The organism is Erwinia billingiae Eb661, from assembly GCF_000196615.1.
GTDB classification, from domain to species: Bacteria; Pseudomonadota; Gammaproteobacteria; order Enterobacterales; family Enterobacteriaceae; genus Erwinia; species Erwinia billingiae.
In genome coordinates this window covers 3,363,518-3,381,414 of record NC_014306.1, presented here as the reverse complement: position 1 = coordinate 3,381,414, position 17,897 = coordinate 3,363,518, and the positions used below count along the sequence as shown (strand labels likewise).

Annotated in this window: 18 protein-coding genes and 1 tRNA gene; 7 read left to right on the top strand and 12 right to left on the bottom strand. The window is 55.0% G+C overall.

From position 1 onward, the window contains the following. Positions 1–3: 3 nt before the first annotated feature. Entirely contained in the window at positions 4–132 is a 129-nt protein-coding gene (locus tag EBC_RS26260; RefSeq protein WP_256372240.1) for a hypothetical protein, read from the bottom strand. A gap of 159 nt (positions 133–291) precedes the next feature. On the opposite strand from EBC_RS26260, the gene apbE reads away from it, so the two are divergent. The 3 genes from apbE (at position 292) to EBC_RS16860 (ending at position 3,741) form a co-directional block, all read left to right on the top strand. After that, positions 292–1,332 (top strand): FAD:protein FMN transferase ApbE, encoded by a 1,041-nt coding sequence (apbE, locus tag EBC_RS16870; RefSeq protein WP_013203044.1) that lies wholly within the window; start codon positions 292–294, stop codon positions 1,330–1,332. Positions 1,333–1,355: 23 nt separating this feature from the next. Continuing rightward, complete coding sequence (gene alkB / locus EBC_RS16865; protein WP_013203043.1) at positions 1,356–2,000, top strand: DNA oxidative demethylase AlkB; 645 nt, start codon at positions 1,356–1,358, stop codon at positions 1,998–2,000. 88 nt (positions 2,001–2,088) lie between these two features. Then, positions 2,089–3,741, top strand: coding sequence for a multidrug ABC transporter permease/ATP-binding protein (locus tag EBC_RS16860; RefSeq protein WP_013203042.1), 1,653 nt, complete (start codon positions 2,089–2,091; stop codon positions 3,739–3,741). 15 nt (positions 3,742–3,756) lie between these two features. Here the strand turns inward: EBC_RS16860 and EBC_RS16855 are convergent, their stop codons facing one another. The 6 genes from EBC_RS16855 to EBC_RS16830 form a co-directional block, all read right to left on the bottom strand. Beyond that, positions 3,757–4,395 carry a 4'-phosphopantetheinyl transferase family protein gene (locus EBC_RS16855; RefSeq protein ID WP_157868028.1) on the bottom strand — a complete coding sequence of 213 codons (639 nt, stop codon included), beginning with the start codon at positions 4,393–4,395 and terminating at the stop codon, positions 3,757–3,759. A gap of 202 nt (positions 4,396–4,597) precedes the next feature. Beyond that, positions 4,598–4,804 (bottom strand): hypothetical protein, encoded by a 207-nt coding sequence (locus EBC_RS16850; protein ID WP_013203040.1) that lies wholly within the window; start codon positions 4,802–4,804, stop codon positions 4,598–4,600. A gap of 164 nt (positions 4,805–4,968) precedes the next feature. Continuing rightward, positions 4,969–5,739, bottom strand: a complete 771-nt coding sequence (locus EBC_RS16845) for a glycosyltransferase family 25 protein (protein ID WP_013203039.1) — start codon at positions 5,737–5,739, stop codon at positions 4,969–4,971. Between the two features lie 66 nt (positions 5,740–5,805). Continuing rightward, a tRNA-Pro gene (locus EBC_RS16840) sits at positions 5,806–5,882 on the bottom strand. A gap of 153 nt (positions 5,883–6,035) precedes the next feature. Continuing rightward, entirely contained in the window at positions 6,036–7,787 is a 1,752-nt protein-coding gene (gene yejM, locus EBC_RS16835; protein ID WP_013203038.1) for an LPS biosynthesis-modulating metalloenzyme YejM, read from the bottom strand. Positions 7,788–7,808: 21 nt separating this feature from the next. Then, complete coding sequence (locus tag EBC_RS16830; protein ID WP_013203037.1) at positions 7,809–8,036, bottom strand: YejL family protein; 228 nt, start codon at positions 8,034–8,036, stop codon at positions 7,809–7,811. Positions 8,037–8,193: 157 nt separating this feature from the next. Here EBC_RS16830 and yejK point away from each other — a divergent pair, with 157 nt between their 5' ends. Then, on the top strand, positions 8,194–9,198 hold the full coding sequence (gene yejK, locus EBC_RS16825; protein ID WP_013203036.1) for a nucleoid-associated protein YejK: 1,005 nt from the start codon (positions 8,194–8,196) through the stop codon (positions 9,196–9,198). A 56-nt stretch (positions 9,199–9,254) separates the two neighbouring features. On the opposite strand, the gene rplY is transcribed toward yejK, so the two are convergent. Both rplY and EBC_RS16815 read right to left on the bottom strand, forming a co-directional pair. Further along, positions 9,255–9,539: a 50S ribosomal protein L25 gene (gene rplY / locus EBC_RS16820; RefSeq protein WP_013203035.1), complete on the bottom strand. Its 285-nt coding sequence runs from the start codon at positions 9,537–9,539 to the stop codon at positions 9,255–9,257. Between the two features lie 137 nt (positions 9,540–9,676). Further along, on the bottom strand, positions 9,677–11,431 hold the full coding sequence (locus EBC_RS16815; protein ID WP_013203034.1) for a DEAD/DEAH box helicase: 1,755 nt from the start codon (positions 11,429–11,431) through the stop codon (positions 9,677–9,679). A gap of 185 nt (positions 11,432–11,616) precedes the next feature. Here EBC_RS16815 and rsuA point away from each other — a divergent pair, with 185 nt between their 5' ends. The 3 genes from rsuA (at position 11,617) to EBC_RS16800 (ending at position 14,178) form a co-directional block, all read left to right on the top strand. Then, complete coding sequence (rsuA, locus tag EBC_RS16810; RefSeq protein ID WP_013203033.1) at positions 11,617–12,321, top strand: 16S rRNA pseudouridine(516) synthase RsuA; 705 nt, start codon at positions 11,617–11,619, stop codon at positions 12,319–12,321. A 40-nt stretch (positions 12,322–12,361) separates the two neighbouring features. Beyond that, complete coding sequence (locus EBC_RS16805; protein WP_013203032.1) at positions 12,362–13,561, top strand: Bcr/CflA family multidrug efflux MFS transporter; 1,200 nt, start codon at positions 12,362–12,364, stop codon at positions 13,559–13,561. 275 nt (positions 13,562–13,836) lie between these two features. Then, the gene (locus EBC_RS16800) at positions 13,837–14,178 is read left to right on the top strand and encodes a YejG family protein (protein ID WP_013203031.1); all 342 of its coding nucleotides are present in this window, start codon (positions 13,837–13,839) and stop codon (positions 14,176–14,178) included. A 21-nt stretch (positions 14,179–14,199) separates the two neighbouring features. Here the strand turns inward: EBC_RS16800 and yejF are convergent, their stop codons facing one another. The 3 genes from yejF to EBC_RS16785 are packed head-to-tail and all read right to left on the bottom strand — an operon-like array spanning position 14,200 to position 17,896. Continuing rightward, positions 14,200–15,783, bottom strand: coding sequence for a microcin C ABC transporter ATP-binding protein YejF (gene yejF, locus EBC_RS16795; RefSeq protein ID WP_013203030.1), 1,584 nt, complete (start codon positions 15,781–15,783; stop codon positions 14,200–14,202). After that, on the bottom strand, positions 15,783–16,808 hold the full coding sequence (locus EBC_RS16790; RefSeq protein ID WP_013203029.1) for a microcin C ABC transporter permease: 1,026 nt from the start codon (positions 16,806–16,808) through the stop codon (positions 15,783–15,785). Before EBC_RS16790 ends, yejF begins: the two co-directional genes overlap by 1 nt. Further along, a complete protein-coding gene (locus EBC_RS16785; protein WP_013203028.1) occupies positions 16,808–17,896 on the bottom strand; it encodes a microcin C ABC transporter permease YejB in 1,089 nt (362 codons plus the stop codon). The genes EBC_RS16790 and EBC_RS16785 overlap by 1 nt, the downstream gene beginning before the upstream one ends. Position 17,897: the final 1 nt, after the last annotated feature.

The window sequence follows — 17,897 nt, the reverse complement described above, 5'->3', positions numbered from 1 at the left end:
CTCTTAATGGCTTGCGCGCTGATGACGGTGACGTGGACGATTGAGCTGTTTGACGTGCGTCTGCTTGTAATGCTTGTAGCCTGAAAAGATAATCAGCCCCAGACATACGGCAAGGAGTGCGTAATAAATCATGATATCTCCTTTGAAATCATTAAATGGCAGACGTTTATAGCCTGCGTACATCGCCTATCCTGGTGAGCATTTCACACAAGATCAAGTGAGTTTTCAGCGCAGTAGAGGCCGTTTTGCTCATTTTTCGGTCCAATATTTAATACAGGTGTTGTGAGTTATATGAAGAAGAATTGGCTGTATTGTACTGGTCTGACAGCATTTATCCTGCTTTCGGGCTGTGACGATCATAACCAGAGTCGCGACAATTCGGCGATGGTGCTGGAAGGAAGCACAATGGGAACATTCTGGCGAATTAGCCTCGCTGGCGTGGCGCCAGAACGTAAAGCGAGCCTGCAAAAAGCGGTTCAGCAGCAGTTAGACGAGGACGATCGCCAGCTCTCAACCTGGAAAAATGACTCCGTTCTGTCGCGTTTTAATCAGTACCGCGGCAGCGATCCACAACCGGTGAGCGAAAATATGGCGGATATCGTCAGCCTTTCCCTGCGCATTGGGCGGAAAACCGCCGGCGCGATGGACATCACCGTGGGGCCGCTGGTCAATCTGTGGGGATTCGGGCCGGATAAACAGCCGGTAAAAGAGCCGACTCAGGCGCAGATCGATGCGGCAAAAGCGCTGACGGGATTGCAGCATTTACGGGTGATCCAAAAAGCGGAAGGCGCTTATCTGCAAAAGGATTTGCCCGGCCTGTATGTTGATCTCTCAACCGTGGGAGAAGGTTTTGCCACCGATCATCTGGCCAGACTGATGGAGAAAGAGGGCATTAACAGCTACCTTGTTTCCGTGGGCGGCGCCGTGCTGACCCGGGGGAAAAATGCCCAGGGCCAGCCGTGGAAAGTGGCTATTCAGAAGCCCACCGATCGCGAAAATGCGGTGCAGGCGGTGGTCGATCTGCAGGGGCATGGCATCAGCACCTCCGGCAGCTACCGTAACTATTACGAGCTGAATGGCAAACGCATCTCACATGTGATCGACCCCGTCACCGGCCGGCCGATCCAGCACAAGCTGGTTTCTGCTACGGTTATTGCCACCACCGCGCTGGAGGCCGATGGCTGGGACACCGGACTGATGGTGTTGGGCGAAGAGAAGGCCAAAGCGCTGGCGCTGCGAGAAAATCTGGCGGTCTATCTGATAGAGAAGCAGGGCGAGGGTTTCAGTAGCTGGATGTCACCGCAGTTTAAGGCGTTTATCGTGCAACCGTAGGGCGACAGGCCTGAGGAATTAACATGCTGGATTTGTTTAGTGAAGAAGCACCGTGGGCCGAACCCCTGGCAGAGGGCGCGGTGATCCTGCGCCGACGGGCCAGAGAACACGCCGGCGAACTGATGCGGTTAGTCGAAGAGGTTTCTGCCCGCAATCCGTTTCACCACCGGATTACGCCTGGTGGACACCGCATGTCGGTGGCGATGACCAACTGTGGGGATTTTGGCTGGTCAACGGATTCACGCGGCTATCAGTACAGCGAGCGCGATAATGCCAGCGGTCTGCGCTGGCCAGCGATGCCGGATCGTTTTCGCCAGCTGGCAAGAGAATGCGCTGACGAGGCGGGTTTTGCACAGTTCAATCCTGATGCCTGCCTGATCAACCGCTACGAGCCGGGGGCAAAATTAACCCTGCATCAGGATAAAGATGAACAGGACTTAAAGCAGCCGATTGTTTCGGTCTCACTGGGGTTGCCGGCGGTGTTTCAGTTTGGTGGCTTCGATCGTGGCGACGCCACGCAACGGGTTCTGCTGGAGCATGGCGATATCGTGGTTTGGGGCGGTCCTTCACGTCTGCGTTTTCACGGCATATTGCCGCTGAAGCCCGGAATACACCCCTTAACCGGCGCTTTTCGCTACAATCTGACTTTCCGGCGCGCTTTTCGGTAAGCGATCCGGAGTCAGATGAGAATTATTATTGATATCGTCTGGCGACTCATTAAACTGCACACTGCCTTATTGTTACCTGGATGGTGTCATGGAGTTGCTACGCGTTGTTTACCGGCAGTATCGCTGGCCGTTTATTTTGGTTATTGCTCTCAGCCTGCTCAGTGCCGCGCTGGGTATTGGACTGATCGCCTTTATTAATAAAGAGCTGATCGTCGCTCTGAACTCTTCTCTGCTGATATTGCCAGAATTTCTCGGACTGCTGCTGCTGCTGATGGCCGTTACGCTGGCATCGCAACTGGCATTAACCGTGCTGGGACACCATTTCGTCTACCGCCTGCGCGGCGAGTTTATCAAACGTATTCTGGATACCCAGGTTGAACGCATCGAGCAGATCGGCAGCGCCCAGCTGTTAGCCGGACTGACCAGCGATGTGCGGGCCATCACCATCGCCTTTGTCCGTCTGCCTGAGCTGATTCAGGGGATCATCCTGACCATCGGATCGGCGGCTTACCTCGCCTGGCTCTCGCCACAAATGCTGTTTGTCACCGCGGTGTGGGTTGCTATCACCATTATTGGCGGCTGGCTGCTGGTGTCGAAAGTGTACCGCCACATGGCCAAACTTCGTGATATTGAGGATAACCTCTACACCGATTTCCAGACCATTATAGAAGGGCGCAAAGAGCTGGCGTTAAACCGTCAGCGTGCCCAGCTGATTTATGAAACGGTCTATCAGGAAGATGCCCGTAATTATCGCCATCATATCGTGCGTGCCGATACCTTCCATTTGAGTGCGGTAAACTGGTCGAACATCATGATGCTGGGTGCCATTGGGCTGGTGTTCTTTATGGCCAACAGCCTCGGCTGGGCAAACACCGCCGTTGCGGCAACCTATTCACTGACCCTGCTGTTCCTGCGCACGCCGCTGCTTTCTGCGGTGGGCGCGTTGCCGACACTGCTGACGGCTCAGGTGGCTTTTGACAAGCTGAACACTTTCCAACTTACGGTATACCATCCCGACTTTATTGTTCCTCAGGCTGCCAGCAACTGGAAGACGCTTGAACTGCGTAATCTGGTGTTCCATTACGGTGAGCAGGGATTCGAGGTTGGGCCGATAAACATGACCCTGAAGCGCGGCGAGCTGGTGTTCCTGATCGGCGGTAACGGCAGCGGAAAATCGACGCTGGCAATGTTACTGACCGGACTTTATCGCCCGGTATCCGGTCAGATCCTGTTGGATGGTGAAGAGATCGACGGCGCGAATAGGGAGAAGTACCGCAGCCTGTTCTCGGCGGTATTTACCGACGTCCACCTGTTTGACCGCTTAATTGATAATCAGGGACATGCTGCCGATCCGGCCAAAGTTCAGGCCTGGCTGGCGCGTCTGCAAATGCAGGACAAAGTGAAGCTGGAAGGGAACAAAGTCCTGAACCTGAAGCTATCTAAAGGGCAAAGCAAGCGCCTGGCGCTGCTGCTGGCGACCGCTGAGCAGCGCGATATCCTGCTGCTGGACGAGTGGGCCGCCGATCAGGACCCGCATTTCCGCCGCATTTTCTACCGGGAGTTGCTGCCATGGCTGCAGGAGATGGGCAAAACCGTGTTTGCTATCAGCCATGATGACCACTATTTCCTGCACGCGGATCGCCTGCTGGAAATGCGTGAAGGTAAGCTCAGCGAGTTGACCGGCGAAGAGCGTGAACTGGCGACGCTGGATGCGGTGAAGCGCACGGATGTGGTGAGCTAAAGCCGGGCGTTGGCGTCAATCAATAATCCAGCTCAGTAGCTGTTCTGCCTGCACCTCAACCTGAGCGCTAAAGACTCTGCCAGCCGGGAAGTCGCTGGCAAATGTATCGGTCAGGCGCAGCTGTACCTGGCCGGTTGCCGGATGCAGAGCCGTTATTTCTGCAGCCCTGAAATCCATCGTCTGTCTGAGTAGCGGAAAGAGGGCCTTATACAGGCTCTCTTTAACCGAGAATGCCAGCGTCAGCGCGGTGGCGAAGGGCAATCCACTCTCCAGCAGCGTCTGTTTTTCCGCCGGCGACACAATCACACTGTGCATCTGTTCCGCGGTTTCCGCTGGCAGGATATTCTCGCAATCTACCCCCAACAGAAGCCGATGCTCTGCTCTGGATAGCAGCACGGCGATGCTCTGATGGCTGTGAGACAGCGAGCCTGATACGCCGACCGGCCACACCGGCGCGCGATCGCCGTCATTGGACAGTATCGCCGCCTCAATTCCCATCCGACTCAAAGCATTACGCACTATTACCCGGCTGGCGAGATATTCCGCCCGGCGTTTGCGCACCGCTTGAGTTAAATGCGTCGGGCTGGGGATATCACATGCGACAAATAACCGCTCATCAAAGCGGGAGAGATCGAAAGCCGCTTTTATCAGCACCGTCTCTGGCCGATCTGCTGGTGAGCAAAAACACACATCGGTAATAAAGCCATTGGATTCAGGCAAGGCAACAGGAATAAGGGGAACGCCACAAGGGATTGTCAGAAGGGGGAATGCGCTATGAGGTGTCACCGAATACCTAACCTGCTTATCTTTATAAAGCGTAATTTAAGCAGGTTAGATTCACGATAGCAAAAACTGACTACTCGTTAGACGGGATTGCGAAGTTTTTCAGGGAAACGACAAAGTGTTCGTTGCCGCGGGAGATTTTCGCACCCCGGTCGCACCAGTGGCTTGCCAGCCTGAAAAAGTCATCACTATCAATATCATACGCCAGCTCTACTTTATTGATGCCGGAGTGCAGCATCTCTTCTGCATCTCTAAAGTTTCTTGCTTTGATTATCGCCATTTTATTCACCCGGTATGTGGTGTTGGTTTTGCCATAAAAGTGTAGCGACAGCATATGTTAATCGTGTGACAGTTTTGTTTCAGTGTGGTGGATTGAGACTTTCGCCACGTATTGTGCGACCAGCTTAATCTGAGGTTTGAGAGATTCTTAGGGTGTAAACAGGCTTAGGGACCTTTCTTTTGATCGGTTACACCATAAATTAGCGGTACCAAAGCCCGGCGCAGACGACATTTTGCTTTCACTCGCAAAGGCCTTTTTCGCATTAGCTCTTCCCACAAGGCTTTTTTCTTATTGTTAACTTCTTCAGAGCCTTTCTGACTATTAATCGTTGAATCTGAAGAAGCAGCGCTCAGGGTTACAAGGGCGGGGACGATAGCATTCACTTTGATCCAGCCATAGTCTTCAAACAGCCTCCATTTATCCGCTACCATCCAAATGGGATAGAGTGCTGCGAGTAGATTAGCTGCCGCTTGTCTGGTGATCACATAGCCGTGAGCCGTCGTCGCTTGATGAACAGGGTGCAATGTGTAGTCTGGCGTGAGGATGCGGTGATTTCGGTTGCAGAACTTGTTTACTCTGCTTAACAGGGTAACTTCAGGTAGATGAGCTGTGAGTTTAATTTGAGAAAGTATAACTGGCAAATTATCAGGGAGGTATACATCGTCTTCAAGAATTAGCGCCGTAGCAATATTGCCAGCGACCATTTTTTTATAAATTAGTTGGTGGCTCAGAGCACAACCGACTTCACCTTTCATATAAGCGTAGTTTACGGGAAGGGTATGTTCAGCTAACTCACTTTCACTGAGGTTGTGGCCATTGACCGCCTCAATAAACTCAGCCGTCAGATTCAGCTCATCAAGACGCCTTTGCAGGGATTCACGCCTGGTGACTGAGGATTTTAAATTGATGACAAAAATGCGGATTGGGCTTTCCATGCCAGCAGGTTTTCCTTGAAGGTGCGCGGTCACGAAAATTTAATATGACCTAATGCGCGAATTTTTTGGTCGGCACGAGAGGATTTGAACCTCCGACCCCGGACACCCCATGACCGTGCGCTACCAGGCTGCGCTACGTGCCGACACGTGGGGTTAATACTACTCAAAACAACGTTGATTGCAAGTGGTCGGTTGTGTGAGTGCTATGAATTTAAACACCTTTATCGCACTGCAGGCGAGAAGGGCAAGCGTGTCTGGCCCACAACATAGCCGGTAAACTTCGCCATTCAGGCCTGTCAGTTAGCGATAAACCGCTTCTCTTCTGTCAGTACCTGCAGCAGCAGGCCCAACTGAGGTTTATGGTCTTTCAGGCGATGACCATTCTTATCCCACGCGGTGTAGCTACCGCTGTTATCCAACACCAGCGTCACGTCAGGGGTGGTGATCACCAACTGGCGCTCGTTGGTGCTGGCTACCCAGTCATGGCGGCGCTGCGCTGCGAACAGATCTTCACCCTGAGAATAGTCAGCCGCAGGGGTGCTGACATGCAACAGGCGCTGCATCAGCGTGGTCATAATATCCTGATGGTCGGTCAGCTTGTCCACCTGCTGCGCTGGCGTATTCGGCCAGTGAACAATCAACGGCACCTGAAGATTTGCGCGATTGCCCAGACTGTCATCGCCATCTAACGCCACGCCATGCTCGGCGGTGATCACCACCACGGTTTTATCCAGCAGGCCTTTCTCCTGCAGCGTGGTCAGCACTTGCTGGATTTGCTTGTCCACATCGGCCGCAGTGCGGTTATAGCGGCGGGCAATATTCTTGCCGCCATTGTCCGGGGTGTCGTTGCCATCCAGCGAAAGATAGGAGAACCACGGCGAGCTTTGTGATTTCTGTCCTTCAAGCCAGCGTTGCCATTGCGCGGTGGTTTGCGCATTGGACTGCGGCTGCGAAGGCGGCAATGAATAATCCGCTAACAGCGCCTGACGGTATAACGGTGAGGCAAAGCCATCCGCAGCAAACAGGCCAAACTGATAGCCCTGTTTGCCCAGTGAATCCACCAGCGCAGAAGGAACGCGGTTGGAGAGCACGCCGTCCATATAGCTGGCGGAAATACCGTAAAACAGGCCAAATAATCCACTGTCTGCATTGTTGCCGGAGCTGTAATGCTGCGTGAAGCGGACGTTCTGCTGAGCAAATTGCGCCAGATGCGGCAGCGATTTGGCTATCGTCGACTCATTCAAACCGTCGACGGTGATAATCAGTAAATTACTGCCGGTGCCCTTATCGCGGAAGGTGATGTCGTTCAGCGGATAGGCCACGGACACCGCTTCAGGATTACCCTGTTGCACCAGCCGGCGCTGATACTCCTGAGCATCCAGCAGACCGTGCTTCTCAAGGAAGCGACGCGCGGTCATTGGATAGGATAAAGGCAGATTGGAACGCTGCATGGTAATCGGGCGATAGAAGTTGGCGTCAGCCCAGATATACATCAGGTGGCTGGTAAAGAACGCCACAATAAACAGCACCGCCAGCGGCTTACCGAAACTGCGCCGGTTAAGGCTGCGCAGCTTCTGCCAGCTCCAGGTGGCAAACAGCATCTCTACCAGGAAAATAGCCGGCACGCTGATAAACATCAGCTGCCAGTCACGTGCCATCTCGGTCTGATCGGGATTGACCACCAGCTCCCACACCACCGGATTAAGGTGCAGGTGGAAGCGGTTAAAGACGGCACTGTCGATCAGGATCAGCGTCAGGCCAGCCGTGGCGATAATGGCCGAAAGGAAGCGCAGCAACCTCTGGGACATCACCACAAAGGTGAGCGGGAAGACGATCAGCAGATAGGCGGCAAAAACGATAAAGCTGAAGTGACCCATCCAACTGGTGAACGCATAAATGCGCCCGGCCAGCGAGGCTGGCCAGTCGGAGACAAACAGGTAACGGCTGCCAAGAATAAAGGCAAAGATGATATTAAAGAGGGCGAACCAGTGCCCCCAGCTAATCATCTGGGAGACTTTCTCTCGGTAGCGCTGCCGATTGGTTACCATAACAGGGTCAGGATCATCAAATTAATGGGCTTTATCATCGCGCACGGAAGCCTGTAAGGCCTCGGCGAACGAGCGTGCCAGCGAGCGGCGTTGAGCCGGTGCCACGCTGGTATTTAACAAATTGGTGACCATATTTCCCAGTACCATCAGGGAAAGATCGGTCGGGGCCTTGTCTTTTTCAAGTACATGGGCCAGTTCAGCGAGGAGTTTCTCCACGCGGTCGTCACTGTAGCGAGATGATTGTGGCATAACGTCGAATTTATTGAGTATTAAAGGGCGGCATCTTACCGTAAAACCGGGATTTTTTCTGCACTTTTATCGTCAGTATCAGGTTAATGTTGTTGCCTGTTGATCGTAGCGACACTCGGTGATTGAATACGCGCCTACGTTAAAAGGAGAGTCTACCATGAGTCTGGATATCGAGCAGATTGCCCTCCACCAGCTGATCAAGCGCGATGAACAGACGCTTGAGCTGGTGCTGCGCGAATCGCTGCTGCCTGCCAATGCGCCCGTCACCGAAATGATGGAAGAGTTGCACCGCGTTTACAGCGCCAAGAGCAAGGCTTATGGCCTGTTTAATGAAGAGAGCGAACTGGCGGATGCGTTGCGTAACTGCCGCAAAGGCGAAGACGATTTTCTGGCTTTCAGCCGGGCAGCCACCGGTCGCCTGCGTGATGAGCTGGCCAAATACCCGTTCGCTGAAGGCGGCATCGTGCTGTTCGGCCATTATCGCTACCTGGCGGTTGAGTATTTGCTGGTTGCCGTGTTGAACAGCCAGAACAGTATGCGCGTCAATGAAGCGCTGGATATCAGCAGCACCCATTATCTTGATATCAATCATGCGGACATCGTTGCACGCATCGATTTGACGGAATGGGAAACCAATCCGGAATCCACCCGCTACCTGACCTTCCTGCGGGGTCGCGTGGGCCGCAAAGTTTCCGACTTCTTTATGGATTTCCTCGGTGCCAGCGTCGGTCTGGATACCAAAGCGCAAAACCGGGGTCTGTTGCAGGCGGTTGATGACTACTGTTCTGAGGCCAGTCTCGATAAAAACGAGCGGCAGAACTACCGTCAGCAGGTGCACAGCTATTGCAGCGAGCAGTTAAAAGCCGGTGAAGAGATCGAGCTGGAAGGCTTGTCCAACGAGCTGGCGCCGCTGGGCGAGAAAACTTTCCAGGCGTTCACTCAGGAGCAGGGTTACGAGCTGGAAGAGAGCTTCCCGGCCGATCGCGGTACGCTGCGTCAGCTGACCAAGTTCGCCGGAAGCGGCGGCGGAATGACGCTGAACTTCGATGCATTGCTGTTAGGCGAACGTATTTTTTGGGATCCGGCGACCGACACGCTCACCATTAAAGGCACGCCACCAAACCTGCGCGACCAGCTGCAGCGTCGGAGCAGCGGCGGTTAAGGCAAAAAAAAACGCCGCATAAGCGGCGTTTTCTTCAAACGATTTCGGTCAGGCGATTAAGCGCGAACGAAGTCGATGTGGTGCAGTTTTGGCTTGAACGGGTGACGCTGAACAGCCTGCACTTTTACTTTTTCTTCTTTACCGTTGACGACCAGGGTCAGAACGTCAGTGTAGAAACCAGGCTTAGCCTGGATGTTCATTACTGAGTCGTGATCCAGTTCGATAGCTATTGGTGCAACTTCACCGCCATAGATGATGGCTGGGAATTTGTTAGCTAAACGCAGGCGGCGGCTCGCACCCTTGCCCTGCTCTTTACGTTCTTCAACATTGATAGTGAACATTGTTCAATCTCTTTATCTGATGATCCTGTTACAGGCGACCCAGCAACAGGTTGGAGTGTTCAACTTTTGCATTAGCAAAAGCGGGGCGAAGTATAGCCCAACTAAGGCTGTGCGGGCAATGTATTAAAGCGGATGCCTTAACGAAGTTCGTTGGCGCGGCGGTAGCGGCCCTGATAATCGAACATCTTCTCACGGATCTGCCAGTAATGACGCTGCTTGCGGGCCACCACAAAGTCCGGCTGGCGCAGCAGCGGCTGCAGGGCGACGATATCCGCAGCGGTTTTCCAGCCGAGCGGCACGCCCGGTGCACGCTGATGCGGACGCAGGAAAATCTGCTCGAAGGCGGTTCGTTGCGCCGGCGTGGTGAGTCGGAACCGCTCGCTGACTTCCGTTGCCTCTTCATCGTAATAGCGCGCCTTCAGCCATTCTCCCTTCTCATCAGCACCGCTTTCCAGCACCATCGCGGCACACCGCAGCACCAGCGCATCCTTCAGTTTCAGCGCCGCCTTCAGCATATCGTCGGGATCGACGAGGATCGCGTCACACTGGTGACATCTTCGCGCGGCAATATCGTTTTCGGCATTACAGTGCGGGCAGCTTTTAAAGCGGAAGCGGAAATCGCACTGTTCGCGTTCGCCGTCATCGTCTTCCAGCACGCCCTGACAGCGGCGGCCAAAATGCTCGATGATGGTGCCATCGGCGGTGGTTTTTCCCCAGAAGGTATTGGCAAAGCCGCAGGCAGGGCAAAACACCTGCACCGGCTGGTTATCGCTTTTGCCTTTCGGCGCGCCGACTTCCGGGGTGAAAATATCGTGGGGATTGCCGGCATAATCGAGGATCAGGCAGTCGGTTTTTCCTGGGGACAGGCGCAATCCCCGTCCGACGATTTGCTGATAGAGGCTGACCGATTCCGTCGGCCGCAGGATGGCGATCAGATCGACATGCGGGGCATCGAAACCGGTGGTCAGCACCGCAACGTTGACCATATAACGTAGTTCGCGGGCTTTAAATGCGGTAATCAGCGCATCGCGCTCGGGGCCGGGCGTTCCGGCGCTGATCAGCGCTTTACTGCCGGGCAGCAGGCCCAGTACCTCTTTCGCATGTTCAACCGTTGAGGCAAAAATCATTACGCCCTGGCGATCCTGCGCGAACTCGACGATCTGCTGAATGATATGCGGGGTGATGCGCTGTTGCTGCTTCAGTTCCCGGTTGAGATCGGCTTCGCTGAACAGGCCATTCTCGTTAGCGGTCAGACGGCTGAAATCGTATTGCACCACCGGCATATCCAGCCGTTCAGGCGGCACCAGAAAGCCATGCTTAATCATATAGCGCAGCGGCAGTTCATAGATGCAGTCGCGGAACAGCGCGCGTTCGTTGCCGCGCACCATACCGTGGTAATGGAACTGGTAAATCCAGCCTTTGCCGAGCCTGTAGGGCGTGGCGGTCAGGCCCAGCAGACGAAGGTGAGGATTGCGCTGGCGCAGATGCGCGAGGATTTGCTGATACTGGCTGTCGTCGGCATCGCTGATGCGGTGACATTCATCGACGATCAGCAGGGTGAATTCCGCATCGAACTGCGCCAGATTGCGTGCCACGGACTGCACGCTGCCAAAGACCACTTTGCTGCGGCTCTCTTTGCGTTGCAGCCCGGCGGCAAAGATATCGGCTTCCAGACCGTAAGCCTGATATTTGCTGTGATTTTGCGCCACCAGCTCTTTCACATGCGCGAGGACCAACACCCGACCTTTTGCCAGACGGGCAAGTTCAGCAATCACCAGACTTTTGCCCGCACCGGTAGGCAGCACGATAACGGCGGGCTGATGGGAGCGACGGAAGTAGCTGAGCGTGGCATCAACCGCTTCCTGTTGATAAGGGCGTAGGGTAAACGACATGAATTTTCAGGCAATCTGGGAGCAAAACCGCATTATGCCACGAAAGCAGCATTGATGCCTGTCAGCCTCTGTGCCTGAGGCCTAACTCCCGATATACTGTGGGTTCATTTCGAGATTCTCTCTTCAAACGTGCCGGTTAGCGGTGCGTCGGTTTCATTCTCATTTAAACAGGCAGTGCAGATTTAATGCGACTTGATAAATTTTTGTCTCAGCAACTGGAAATCAGCCGGGCGATTGCCCTTCGTGAGCTGCGGGCTCATAAAGTCACCGTAGACGGGGAAGTGGTCAGGCAGGGAGCCTTCAAGCTCAAGCCGGAAAACCAGGTAGAATATGACGGTAATCCGCTGCACCTGCAGTTCGGCCCGCGCTACTTTATGCTGAACAAGCCACAAGGCTACGTCTGCTCTACTGACGATCCGGATCATCCTACCGTGCTGTATTTCCTCGAAGAGCCCACCGCCTACAAACTGCATGCGGCAGGGCGACTGGACATCGATACCACCGGCCTGGTACTGATGACCGATGACGGTCAGTGGTCACACCGGATTACTTCTCCTCGCCATCATTGCGAAAAAACCTACCTGGTAACGCTGGAGTCACCGCTTGCCGATGACACCGCCGCGCAGTTCACGGCGGGTGTACAGCTGCACAACGAGAAATACCTGACTAAACCCGCCACGCTGGAAGTGGTCAGCGAGTGCCAGGTACGTCTGACCATCAGCGAAGGACGTTATCACCAGGTGAAACGGATGTTTGCAGCGGTGGGTAACCACGTTGTGGCATTACACCGTGAGCGCATTGGTGCCATCGTGATGGATGAAGACCTGGGAGAAGGGGAATATCGCCCACTGACGGCAGAAGAAATTGCCAGTGTGGTCGTTCCCCGCTAATAACATTTAAAGAGCAAACCGGAAGTGAGGAGCAATGAGGGTGCGTAAGGACAAGAACTCATCAGTGGGACTGGTGGTGATCCTCGGCCTGTTGGCCATGTTAATGCCGTTGTCGATTGATATGTATCTGCCTGCGCTACCGCAAATTGCTCGTGAATTCGGGGTGTCGGCAGGCAGCGTGCAGATGACGCTGAATATCTACATTCTTGGATTTGCCCTGGGTCAGCTAATTTATGGCCCGCTGGCCGACAGCTTTGGCCGCAAACCGGTGATTGCCGCCGGCACGCTGATTTTTGCCGTCGCGGCCGCGGCCTGTGCGATGTCGCAAACCATCGACCAGCTGATCTTTATGCGCCTGTTGCATGGCCTGTCGGCGGCGGCCGGGAGCGTGGTGATCAGTGCGTTAATGCGTGATACCTACTCGAAAGAGGAGTTTTCACGCATGATGTCGTTTGTGATGCTGGTGACCACTATCGCCCCGCTGATGGCGCCGATTGTCGGTGGCTGGCTGCTGTTGCTGTGGAGCTGGCACGCCATTTTCTGGACCATCTCCGGCGCGGCTGTCATCACCACCGTGCTGGTGGTCACGCAGATTAAAGAGACGCTTCCCAAAGATAAGCGGCAAAAATTCCATCTGCGCACCACGATGGGTAACTTCCTGTCGCTGTTCCGCCATAAGCGGGTATTCAGCTATATGCTGGCCAGCGGCTTCTCGTTTGCCGGGCTGTTCTCTTTCCTTAATGCCGGGCCGTTTGTCTATATTGAGCTGAACCACATCACGCCGCAGGATTTTGGCTACTACTTTGCGCTTAACGTGGTGTTCCTGTTCCTGATGACCCTGCTGAACAGCCGTTCGGTGCGCCGTTTCGGCCCGCTGGCGATGTTCCGCTTCGGGCTGCTGGTGCAGTTCACCATGGCGGTGTGGATGGTGATCGTCAGTGCGCTTAACCTTGGCTTCCTGCCTCTGGTGTTTGGCGTGGCAATGTTTATCGGCTGCGTGGCGATGGTGTCATCGAATGCAATGGCGGTGATCCTCGAAGAGTTTCCGCATATGGCGGGTACCGCGTCTTCACTGGCCGGGACGTTACGCTTTGGTGTCGGTGCGCTGGTGGGGGCGTTGCTTTCCACGCTGTCATTCCAGAGCGCCTGGCCAATGGTGGGATCTATCTTTATCTGCGCGACCCTGTCCATCCTGCTGTTCATCTACGCCACCCGTCCACGTAAGGGCGCGGCTGCCTGATACCGACTGTGCGTCGCAAGGCGCACAGCTTATTCCCTGTCACATCCCTTCTTTCCAGACCTTGCCTGAATGCTTTACCCGCACTAATGTTATAGATATGTGAAAATAACCCAACGAAAAGTTACCTTCATGCAACAAAAGGGGTTGTTATCACGCCGTTAACGCGGTAAATATAACGTTAAAATGAGAGGTACTTCTCAAAAATAAGCCATTCTCATGGCAACGTTTACGGCTTTGGCCGCTGGAAGACTGCAGTACCGGTCTGGGGAGTTCGGGTGAATACGTTACAACATTCGGTGGTACACCGTTTACCGCAAAGTTATCGTTGGGGCGCAGGGCCAACCGGCACCTGTGTCGAACCGCTTATTCTTAACAGCATCACTGCCGATGACGATCTGGTCGGTCTGACGCTGCTCAGCCATCAGGGCGCGCAGGCGTGGGACATTATGCAGATGATTAAAGACGCGCTGGCTGAAATCCAGCTCGATTGTGCCGTGGTGGAGTGGGGAGGGGAACCTTGCCTGTTTGTCTCACGTCATGATGAGTGCACCACCACCTGTCGCCTGAAAAACTTCGGCGTGGGCATTGCAGAAACCCTTAAAGACTCTTCTGCCTGAACGTATCAGGCAGAGAGTGACTCAGGCCAGTGACAGCAGCTGGCGGGTATAGTCGGCTTTCGGGGCAGCGAACAGCTGTTCGCACTCTCCCTGTTCAACCACTTCTCCTTCCCGCAACACCACCACCTGATGACAGAGCGAGCGCACCACCTGTAAATCGTGGCTGATAAAGATATACGCCAGCCGGTGGGTGTTTTGCAGTTTTTTCAACAGGGCCAGAATCTGCTTCTGCACCGAGCGATCGAGGGAAGAGGTCGGTTCATCCAGAATGATCAGCTGCGGTTCAAGGATCAGCGCGCGGGCAATCGCAATGCGCTGGCGCTGGCCACCGGAGAATTCTGCCGGATAGCGGTGGCGCGTTTCCGCATCCAGCCCCACTTCCTCCATCGCCGCAATCACTCTAGCTTCGCGCTGGGCCGCGTTCAGATCGGGATGATGCACCTGCAAGCCTTCGGCAATAATCTGCAGCACGTCAAGGCGCGGATTCAGCGACGAGTTGGGATCCTGGAAAACCACCTGCACCTGACGACGAACCGGCAGCATCTGACGACGATCCCACTGATGAAGCGGCCGATCGTTAAACCAGATCTCACCTTCGGACTGGATCAGGCGGAGTAGCGCCAGCCCGGTGGTGCTTTTACCGGAGCCAGACTCGCCTACCAGCCCAAGACTCTCGCCGGGCCGCAGGGTAAAGCTTAACGACTTCAATGCATGATGGTAGCCGGTGATGCGCCGTAAAAAGCCCTGTTTGATCGGAAAGGCCACCCGCAAATTTTTAACCCGCAGCAAGGGCTCAGCATCGACGTCTGCCGGCTCCGGTCGACCTTCCGGTTCGGCGTTCAGCAGCGCCTGGGTATAGGCATGTTGCGGCGCACTGAACAGTTGTGTGGTGCTATTGGTTTCCACCGCCTGGCCGTTGCGCATCACCACCACATTGTCTGCCAGCTGCCGGACAATCCGCAGATTATGGGTAATAAACAGCAGGCCCATATTCAGCTCCTGCTTTAACTCGCGCAGCAGCGTCAGGATTTGCGCCTGCACGGTCACATCCAGCGCGGTGGTCGGTTCATCGGCAATCAACAGCTGTGGCTGCGTCAACAGCGCCATGGCGATCATCACGCGCTGACGCTCGCCGCCGGAAAGCTGGTGCGGAAAATCATTCAGCCGTTTCGCCGCCTGGCGGATGCCAACCCGATCGAGACAGCTCAGCATCTCCGCGCGCGCCGCCTCTTTACGCATCCCGCGATGCAGCGACAGCACTTCGTACAGCTGTTTCTCAATGCTGTGCAGCGGGTTCAGCGAGATCATCGGTTCCTGAAATATCATTGCCATGCGGTTGCCACGCAGCCCGCGCAAGGTGCGTTCATCGGCCTTCAGCACATCCTGGCCGTTAAACAGGATTTCCCCCTGCGGGTAAATTACCGGCGGCGTGGGCAACAGACGCATCATTGACAGTGCGGTCACGCTTTTGCCGGACCCCGACTCGCCGACCAGCGCCAGCGTTTCGCCAGCATCCACCGACAGCGACAGGTCACTGACCACCTGGCGGTCAACGCCCGCCTGGCGGAAGGCAATGCTTAAATTTTTAACGGTCAGCAGCGTCATCAGTACACCTTACTGGGGTCAAAGGCGTCGCGAACCGCTTCACCGATAAAAATTAACAGCGACAGCAGGATCGCCAGCGAGAAGAAGGCGGTGATGCCAAGCCAGGGCGCCTGCAGATTATTTTTGCCCTGCAACAGCAGTTCACCCAGCGAAGGCGAACCGAGCGGCAGGCCAAAGCCAAGGAAGTCCAGCGAGGTCAGCGTGGTGATCGAGCCACAGAGGATAAACGGCAGATAGGTCAGCGTGGCGACCATCGCGTTGGGCAACATGTGGCGCGACATGATTTTACGGTCGCTTACGCCCAGCGCCTGCGCAGCACGAATGTAGTCGAAGTTGCGGGTGCGCAGAAACTCCACCCGGACCACGCCCACCAACTGCATCCAGCCAAAGACCACCGTAATTGCCAGTAGCCACCAGAAACCCGGTTGGATGACGCTCGACAACAGAATAATCAGGAACAGCGTTGGCATCCCGGACCAGACTTCAATAAAGCGCTGGCCCCATAAATCCACTTTGCCGCCGTAATAGCCCTGCGAGGCGCCAACAATCACCCCAATCACGCTGGAAATCAGCGTCAGCATCAGGCCAAACAGCAGGGAGATGCGCATACCGTAGAGGATGCGCGCCAGCACATCGCCGCCGTTGGCGTCGGTGCCCAGCCAGTTCTGCGCTGAAGGTGGGGAAGGGAAGGGCACCGTGGTGGCAAAGTTAATGGTGCCGTCACCGAAGCGGATCGGCGCCCAAATCGCCCACCCTTCCTTATCAATACGCGACTTCAGCCAGGGATCCTGATAATCCGCTGCGGTGGCCAGCGGGCCGCCAAAATCGGTTTCTTCATAATCGATGACCAGCGGGAAATAGGTGCGGTCGTGATAATGCACCAGCAGCGGCTTGTCGTTGGCCAGCAGCTCGGCACCCAGGCAGAGCACAAACAGCATGGCAAAAATCCACAGCGACCAGTAACCGCGGCGGTTATGACGGAATCGCGCCCAGCGCGCCTGATTAACGGGGCTTAAGCGGCTCATTATCGTCCCTCAAAATCAATGCGCGGATCGACCAGCGTATAAGTGATATCGCTAAGGATATTCAGCAGCAGGCCAATCAGCGTGAAAATATACAGCGTGCCAAACATCACCGGATAGTCGCGCTGAATAGTGGCGTCATAGCCCAGCAGGCCCAGGCCATTGAGTGAGAACATCACTTCGATTAACAGCGAGCCGGTGAAAAACATGCTGATAAAGGTGGCCGGGAAACCGGCAATCACCAGCAGCATGGCGTTACGGAACACGTGGCGATAGAGAATTTTCTTCTCATCCAGCCCTTTGGCACGGGCGGTCACCACATACTGCTTGCGAATCTCATCCATAAACGAGTTCTTGGTCAGCATGGTCAGGGTGGCAAAGCCGCCAATGACCGTGGCTATCACCGGCAGGGTAATGTGCCAGAGATAATCTCCAATCTTGCCGTACCACGGCAGCGAATCAAATTGCGCTGACACCAGGCCGCGCAGCGGGAACCAGTCGAGATAGCTGCCGCCGGCAAACAGCACGATCAATAAAATACCGAACAGGAAGGAGGGAATGGCATAGCCGATAATGATCAGCGTGCTGCTCCAGATATCGAAGGCGCTGCCGTTGCGCACCGCTTTTTTGATCCCCAGCGGAATGGAGACCAGATAAATGATCAGCGTGCTCCATAACCCGAGGGTGATGGAGACCGGCAGGCTGTCCTTGACCAGTTGGAGCACCGAGCTGCTGCGGAACAGGCTGTCGCCAAAATCAAAGCGGGCATAGTTCCACAGCATGGTGAAGTAGCGTTCATACAGCGGTTTATCAAACCCGTAGCGTTTAGTGATCTCAGCGATCACTTCCGGGTCTAAGCCGCGCGAGCCGCGATACTGGCTGTCACCGGGATTAGCACTGAGTTTGGCCCGGCTCTGACTTTCACCGCTGTTGCCGCCCGGCATGCCGGTGGTCTGGCCAAACTCAATATTCGCCAAAGCCTGATCGACCGGCCCACCGGGCGCAATCTGCACGATAAAGAAATTGATGGTGATGATCGCCCACAGCGTGGGGATCACCAGCAGCAGTCTGCGGAGTAAATAAGCGCCCAAT

Coding starts and splice junctions, on each gene's coding strand:
- yejM (WP_013203038.1), bottom strand. CDS start 7,787: ATGGTAACCAATCGGCAGCGCTACCGAGAGAAAGTCTCCCAGATGATT.
- EBC_RS26260 (WP_256372240.1), bottom strand. CDS start 132: ATGATTTATTACGCACTCCTTGCCGTATGTCTGGGGCTGATTATCTTT.
- rplY (WP_013203035.1), bottom strand. CDS start 9,539: ATGTTCACTATCAATGTTGAAGAACGTAAAGAGCAGGGCAAGGGTGCG.
- yejF (WP_013203030.1), bottom strand. CDS start 15,783: ATGACGCTGCTGACCGTTAAAAATTTAAGCATTGCCTTCCGCCAGGCG.
- EBC_RS16830 (WP_013203037.1), bottom strand. CDS start 8,036: ATGCCACAATCATCTCGCTACAGTGACGACCGCGTGGAGAAACTCCTC.
- EBC_RS16845 (WP_013203039.1), bottom strand. CDS start 5,739: ATGGAAAGCCCAATCCGCATTTTTGTCATCAATTTAAAATCCTCAGTC.
- yejK (WP_013203036.1), top strand. CDS start 8,194: ATGAGTCTGGATATCGAGCAGATTGCCCTCCACCAGCTGATCAAGCGC.
- EBC_RS16850 (WP_013203040.1), bottom strand. CDS start 4,804: ATGGCGATAATCAAAGCAAGAAACTTTAGAGATGCAGAAGAGATGCTG.
- EBC_RS16860 (WP_013203042.1), top strand. CDS start 2,089: ATGGAGTTGCTACGCGTTGTTTACCGGCAGTATCGCTGGCCGTTTATT.
- EBC_RS16815 (WP_013203034.1), bottom strand. CDS start 11,431: ATGTCGTTTACCCTACGCCCTTATCAACAGGAAGCGGTTGATGCCACG.
- alkB (WP_013203043.1), top strand. CDS start 1,356: ATGCTGGATTTGTTTAGTGAAGAAGCACCGTGGGCCGAACCCCTGGCA.
- apbE (WP_013203044.1), top strand. CDS start 292: ATGAAGAAGAATTGGCTGTATTGTACTGGTCTGACAGCATTTATCCTG.
- EBC_RS16790 (WP_013203029.1), bottom strand. CDS start 16,808: ATGAGCCGCTTAAGCCCCGTTAATCAGGCGCGCTGGGCGCGATTCCGT.
- rsuA (WP_013203033.1), top strand. CDS start 11,617: ATGCGACTTGATAAATTTTTGTCTCAGCAACTGGAAATCAGCCGGGCG.